Annotated in this window: 6 protein-coding genes; 2 read left to right on the top strand and 4 right to left on the bottom strand. The window is 78.1% G+C overall.

Annotated elements, in window-relative coordinates; genetic code table 11:
* A partial coding sequence (locus GTR02_RS18775) for a serine hydrolase domain-containing protein (protein WP_166609007.1) occupies window positions 1–1,030 on the top strand: 1,030 nt, incomplete at its 5' end.
* Window positions 1,031–1,088: 58 nt separating this feature from the next.
* Here GTR02_RS18775 and GTR02_RS18770 read toward each other — a convergent pair.
* Genes GTR02_RS18770 through GTR02_RS18760 form a run of 3 tightly spaced genes read right to left on the bottom strand, consistent with a single transcriptional unit; the run spans window position 1,089 to window position 4,451 of the window.
* Window positions 1,089–2,528: a serine hydrolase gene (locus GTR02_RS18770; protein ID WP_166609006.1), complete on the bottom strand. Its 1,440-nt coding sequence runs from the start codon at window positions 2,526–2,528 to the stop codon at window positions 1,089–1,091.
* 10 nt (window positions 2,529–2,538) lie between these two features.
* On the bottom strand, window positions 2,539–3,567 hold the full coding sequence (locus GTR02_RS18765) for a DUF4037 domain-containing protein (protein ID WP_166609005.1): 1,029 nt from the start codon (window positions 3,565–3,567) through the stop codon (window positions 2,539–2,541).
* An 11-nt stretch (window positions 3,568–3,578) separates the two neighbouring features.
* Window positions 3,579–4,451, bottom strand: coding sequence for a zinc-binding dehydrogenase (locus tag GTR02_RS18760; protein WP_205709599.1), 873 nt, complete (start codon window positions 4,449–4,451; stop codon window positions 3,579–3,581).
* Window positions 4,452–4,686: 235 nt separating this feature from the next.
* On the opposite strand from GTR02_RS18760, the gene GTR02_RS18755 reads away from it, so the two are divergent.
* On the top strand, window positions 4,687–5,844 hold the full coding sequence (locus GTR02_RS18755; protein WP_166609003.1) for a S1C family serine protease: 1,158 nt from the start codon (window positions 4,687–4,689) through the stop codon (window positions 5,842–5,844).
* Between the two features lie 28 nt (window positions 5,845–5,872).
* Here the strand turns inward: GTR02_RS18755 and GTR02_RS18750 are convergent.
* Window positions 5,873–6,143, bottom strand: a 271-nt coding sequence (locus GTR02_RS18750) for a DUF6343 family protein (protein ID WP_205709598.1), incomplete at its 5' end; no start/stop codon positions are given.

Genomic DNA, 6,143 nt, shown 5'->3' with positions numbered 1-6,143 from the left:
CGTCCGCGCGGCCCTGGACGCGCTCGTCGCCGCGGGCGCCGTCGGCGCGGTCGCCGACGTGCGCGACGGGGACCGCACGGCCGCCGGCGCCGCGGGCGTGGCCGACCGCGCGACCGGCGCCCCCGCCGGCGTCGACGCTCCCGTCCGCGTCGCCAGCGTCACCAAGTCGATGGTCGCCGCGGTCGTCGTGCAGCTCACCGAGGAGGGCCGGTTCGGCCTCGACGACCCCGTCGAGGCCGTCCTGCCGGGCGTGCTGCCCGCCGAGCGGGGCGTCACGGTCCGCCAGCTGTTGGACCACACGAGCGGGCTGCCCAGCTCCGGCGCGCTGGAGGGGGACACGGCGGAGGAGGTGACCGCCGCGGTGACCCGGCGCTGGAGCGACGAGGACCTCGTCCGCGCCGCCCTGCGCCGGCCGTGGACGTCGGCGCCCGGGACGGCGTTCTCCTACTCCAACGAGAACTACGTGGTGCTCGGGATGCTCGTGCGCCACGTCACCGGCCGGGACCTGCCGGCCGTGCTGGCCGAGCGCGTGTTCGACCCCGCCGGCATGCGGGACACCACGTTCCCCACCACGCCCGCGCTGCCCGCGGGCGCCCTGCGCGGCTACCTCTTCCCGGGCGCCGACCCGGCCGCCGGGGCCGTCGACACGACCGCCCAGGAGCCGTCCGTCTGGTCGGCCGGTGCGGGCGTCGTCTCCACGGCGGGAGACGTGTCGCGGTTCTTCCGGGCCCTGTTCGAGGGCCGGCTCGTCTCTCCCGCGGGCGTCGCGGCGATGCGGGAGGTCGGCGTCGAGGGGTACGGCCTGGGGCTGCTGGCGGGCGGCGACGCGTGCGGTGCCGTTCCGCCGCAGCTGGTCTACGGCCAGCGCGGCAACGGGGTCGGGTACCGCGCGCTCTCGCTGTCCTCGCCCGACGGCCGGCGCCAGGCGACGCTGGTCTGGACGGGGACCGGGGTCGACCCGGCCACCGACCCGCTGGCCGGGGCCGCGAACCAGGTCGTGGTCGCGGGGCTCGCGAGCACCTGCCCGTGAACCCCGCGACCCGTGAACCCCGCCGGTCGGGAACCCCGCCGGTCGGGGACCCCGCGGCTCAGCCGCGGACGGGTGAGCGCAGGTCCGACAGCCGCTCGGCGGACAGGGGCTGGGTCGCCCACGCGGCGGAGAAGGTGCGGTCGGCGAGCGTGCAGCGCAGCGTCGTGCGGTGCGGCGTCTCGAGGAACTGCACCGCGACCTCGAGGGTGCCGGCGTCGCGCCAGCCCCCGCTCACGGCGACCGGGACGGCCACGCCGTCCGCGCCCGCGGGCGCCGAGACCGCCCAGCCCGCCGTTCCCAGGACGACGTCCAGGCGACCGCCCGCGTCGGTCAGCCCCAAGGTCCAGCCGTCGGCGCCGTGCTGGAGCGACACCTGGTGCGGCGCAGGCCGGGCGGCGTCGGGGGCGCTCGGGGTGAAGGTGCCGGGCCAGGCCTGCGGGTCCTCCGGGGCGTCCGCGAGCGCCGCGCCCGGGGCGGGCAGGGCGAGGGCCGCGAGGCGGGACGCGAGCGCGGTCTCCGCCGCCTCGTCCGCCGCGAGCGGGGCGTCGGCGAAGGCGGGGAGCAGGTGCTCCCACACGGCCGCGAGCTGGGCCTGCGTGTCGGTCGCGGCGGTGGTCATGGCGACGACCGCGTCGTGCTCGGGCAGGACGAGGCAGAACTGCCCGTAGGCCCCGTCGCCGCGGTAGCCGTGCCGGGAGAGCCAGAACTGGAAGCCGTAGCCGAGCGCCCAGTCGGGGTCCTCCTCCGCCGCCGTCGAGACGTGCGCGCGCGTGGCGTCGTCGACCCACGCCGCGGGCAGCAGCTGCTCCCCGCGCCACCGCCCGCGCTGCAGGTACAGCTGGCCGATCGCGGCGACGGCCTCGGTCGGCGCGTGCAGGCCGGAGAAGCCGATCTCGCGCCCCGAGGCGTCGCGGGTCCAGCCGACCTCGCCGATGCCCAGCGGGTCGAACAGCCGGGGCCGCAGGTACTCGGTCAGCAGCTGTCCCGTGGCGCGCTGCACGATCGCCGCGAGCGCGAACGTGCAGGGCTGGTTGTAGGTGAAGACGCTGCCCGGTTCCCGCTCGGGCGGCAGCCGCAGGAACCCGCGCACGAGGTCGACCGGGTCCTCCTCGCGGGCGGCCTGGACCATCTCCTGCAGGTGCCCGCTGGCCATGGCGGCCACGTCGCGGATGCGCAGCGCCCGGCTGCGCGGGTCCGTCACGTCGGCGTCGAGCTCGGGGAAGTGCGACAGCACGGTGTCGTCCAGCGTGAGCAGCCCCTCGGCCGCCGCGAGACCCACCGCGGTGGAGGTCACGCTCTTGCTGAACGAGTACAGCAGGTGCGGGCGCTCCGCCGCGTAGGGCGCCCACCACCCCTCGGCCACGACGTGGCCGTGCCGCAGCACGAGCAGGCCGTGGGGTTCGATCCCGGGTGACGCCTCGAGGGCGTCGAGGAAGGCGTCGATGCCGCGGGCGTCGACGCCCTGGGCGGCCGGACCGCTGCGCTGGAGCTCCGTCACGTCGCCGAGGCTAGGCCCCCCACGCCCGGACCACGGCACCGCGGCGGTCGGCGGTCACGAGGACGTCGACGTTGTCGACGCACTGCTCGACCGAGCCGACGCCCGCGGGCAGGCGCAGCAGCACCGGGTCGCGCAGCCCGGAGCGGAGCCCCGCCGCCACGGCGGCGTCCACCACGCGGTAGCGGCGGTCGTGGAACGGGTGCGTCGCCCGGGCGGGCGCGGGCAGGCCCGCGGCGCGCTGCACGGCCAGCAGGTCCTCCAGCGCCGCGACGAGGGCCGCCTCCCGGTCCGGCCACCGGTCCGCGCGGACCGCGGCGGTGAGCAGCGGGCCCACCGCCGCCGCGCGGGGCAGCCGGTCGAAGAGGGTGCCCGTCCACTTGCTGTACGGCGGCCAGCGGCGCTCCAGCAGGAAGCCGAGGTGCACGGCGGTGCGCGCCAGGCGCGCCGTGAGCACGCGCGAGCCCAGGTCGTCGCCGCGCTCCGCGGTGCGCCCGACGAAGGGCAGCTCCTGCTCCAGCCGCAGCCAGTCGGCGGCCACGACGTGGCGCCACACCTCCTCGGGGTACCAGGCGAGCCGGTCGCGCAGCCGGGTGAGGTCCCCCGCGGTGTCGGCGAGCACGGTCCCGGCCGTCACCTCCAGGACGGACTGGCCCGTGAGGCTCAGCCAGTCCAGCGCGTCCCACGCGGCCTCGGGGGGCAGCGCCAGGCGGGCGGCCGCGAAGGAGGCGAGCGTGGTCACCTCGACGCGGTGCCAGGGGGCGGGGTCGTCCGTCATCGCGAAGCGCGTCGGCCACCCCGCCACCTCCGCCGGCAGCTCCCGCTCGAGCAGCGCGTCGACCCGCGCCACCTGCTCGGCGGGCACCAGGAGCGTGAGCCGCAGGCCCCAGTCGTGGTCGCGGGAGACGTCGTCGTCCAGGCCCAGGACGTCCGACCCGGCGCCGAGGCGCCCGGCGGCGTGCGGCAGCCCGGGCAGGTGGCGCTGCAGCAGCGGGGCGACGGCCGTCGCGTGGAACCGCGCCGCGAGCTCCGCGCCGCGCACGCCCGCGTCCGTCAGGGCAGCAGGACCACGCGGCCGAGCGGGTGGTGCTCCCGCACGTCGGCGTAGGCCTCGCGGACGGAGTCCAGCGGGTAGGTGCCCGCGATCGGCACCTGCAGGCGCCCGGTGGAGACCAGGTCGGCCAGCTCGGTGAGGACGTCGTGGCCGACGGGTCCCCCCACGGCGGCGCGGACCGTGCGGTGCGGCGCGACCTCGAGCCGCACGGCGAGCTCCCGCTCGTCCTGCGCTGCGGCGCAGACGAAGGCGTCGACGCCCTCGGGGGCCGCGGCCGCGAGGCGGCGCGCCAGGTCGGCGTGCTCCTCCCCCGCGGACGCCTCGGCGACGGCGTCCATGCCGTGGGCCAGCAGCCAGTCGTGGTGCTCGGGCGCGGCGAGGCCGACGACGCGCGCGCCGCACAGGCGGGCCAGCTGGACGACGAAGGACCCGACGTCGCTGCAGGCGCCCGTGACCACGACCGTGTCGCCGTCGCGCACGCCCACCGCGTGCACGCAGGCGCAGGCCGCGGCACCCGCGACGCACAGCGACCCGGCGACCTCCCACGACAGCCCCGCGGGCTTGCGGACCACGTGGCCGGCGGGGACCACGACCGCGTCGGCCTGCCGGCCGAGCGCGGCGCTGAACCCCAGCACCTCGTCGCCCACCTGCAGGTCGCCCACCTCGGGGCCCAGAGCTGTCACGACGCCGGCGAAGTCGCTGCCGCCGCTGGAGAAGGCGGCGGGGTAGAGCTCGCCCGCCCCGTCGGTGCCCGCGATGCCGGCCGCGCGCACGGTGACGCGGACCTCACCGGGCCCGGGGGCCCCCAGGGCGACGTCGACGACGTGCGGGGCGCCGGAGGTCCCACCGCCGATCTCGACTGCTCTGCTCACGTGCGACCTCCTCGTCGTGCGGTCCCCGACGCGAGTGACCGGGTGGGCAGCCTCGGTGAGGACGGGGCGGGCAGTCAACCCGGGCACCGGGTCCACGACTGGCCGGGGCGGCCGGAGGCGCGCAGAGTTCCCCCAGCACCCGCAGCGCGGCCCGACGGCTCCTGCGGCCGCCCTGAGACCACGGGCGCGGACCACGGACCGCGGGCACCGCACCCGGTCCGAGCGGAGGACCCCCATGACCACCCCAGCCGCGACCACCCCCGCCGCGAGCACCACAGCTGTCCGGACCCCAGCCGTCACGAGCCCACCGGCGGCCGCCGCCCGTGGCCGGCGCCGCGGGTGGACGGGTCTGCTGCTCGTGCCCGTGCTGCTCGCCGGGTGCACGGGCGAGCAGGACGCCGGCCCCGCGCGCGAGCCCTCGACGGCGACCCCGCCGGTCGCCCGCCCGGCGGCCGCGGGCCCTGCGCAGAGCCTCGAGGACGCCTACCAGCAGGTCATCACCGACGTCCTGCCGTCCGTGGTGGAGATCCGCACGCCCACCGGGCTGGGCAGCGGCGTCGTGCTCGACGGGGCCGGCAACATCGTCACCAACGCCCACGTGGTCGGGACGGCGACCGCGTTCGAGGTGCGGTTCGCGAACTCCGCGACGTCGTACCCCGCGACGCTGGTGGGGACCTACCCGGCCGAGGACCTCGCGGTCGTCCACGTCGAGGGGGCGCCGGACCTGCGCCCGGCCACGTTCGGCGACTCGGCGAGCGTCGAGGTCGGGACCATCGTGCTGGCGATGGGCAACCCGCTGGGCCTGTCCTCGAGCGTGAGCAACGGCATCGTCTCCGCGGTCGGGCGCACCGTGACCGAACCGGCGGGTGAGGGGTCCCCCGGCGCGACGCTGCCCGGGACCATCCAGACGTCCGCGGCGATCAACCCGGGCAACAGCGGCGGGGCGCTGGTGGACCTGCGCGGCAGCGTGATCGGGATCCCGACGCTCGCGGCCACCGACCAGCAGCTCGGAGGGGCCGCACCGGGCATCGGGTTCGCGATCCCCGCCGACCGGGCCCGCGACATCACCCGCCAGCTCGTCGAGGACGGCCGGGTCCTCGCCACGGGCCGCGCGGCCCTCGGGGTGCGCGTCACCACGCTCGCCGACGCGGCCGGCCGGCCCGCGGGGGTGGGCGTCGTGGACGTCGACCCGGCCGGGGAGGCCGCGACGGCCGGTCTGCGCCGGGGCGACGTCATCGTGTCCGTGGCGGGGCAGGACGTCGTGGGCACCTCGCAGCTCGCCGTCGTGCTCGCCGGTCTGCGCATCGGGCAGAGCGTGGACGTGGTCGTCGAGCGCGACGGCACGGCGTCGACCGTCGCGGTGGTGCTCGGCGAGCTGACCGCGGCCGGCTGAGGGTTCCGGCCGTCCTGCCCGGGGACGGCTAGCGCGGGCCCCCGCCGCGTGCCCGGCGCCGCAGCCGCCGGCCCACGACGACCAGGTCGACGAGGGCCACGAGGGCGAAGGCGGCGAGGACGGCGCCCGGCGTCCGGGTGCCGCCCGGCGGGGGTTGCGCCGTGGACCACAGCGCCGCGAGGACGGTGCACACGACGAGCCCGAACGACGCCAGCAGCAGGCGCAGGCGCAGCGGCGAGCGCGCCGTGCGGGGTTCCGTCCCGGTCCGCCCGCGGGGCTGGCCGGGGTCGGGAGCGGGG

The sequence above is a fragment of the Kineococcus siccus genome (genome assembly GCF_009906795.1).
In the GTDB taxonomy this organism is placed as follows: domain Bacteria; phylum Actinomycetota; class Actinomycetes; order Actinomycetales; family Kineococcaceae; genus Kineococcus; species Kineococcus siccus.
This window is presented reverse-complemented; position numbering and strand designations above follow the sequence as displayed.

What these genes read in the sequence shown, in the direction of transcription:
- GTR02_RS18755 (WP_166609003.1), top strand. Translation starts at nt 4,687, where the DNA reads ATGACCACCCCAGCCGCGACCACCCCCGCCGCGAGCACCACAGCTGTC.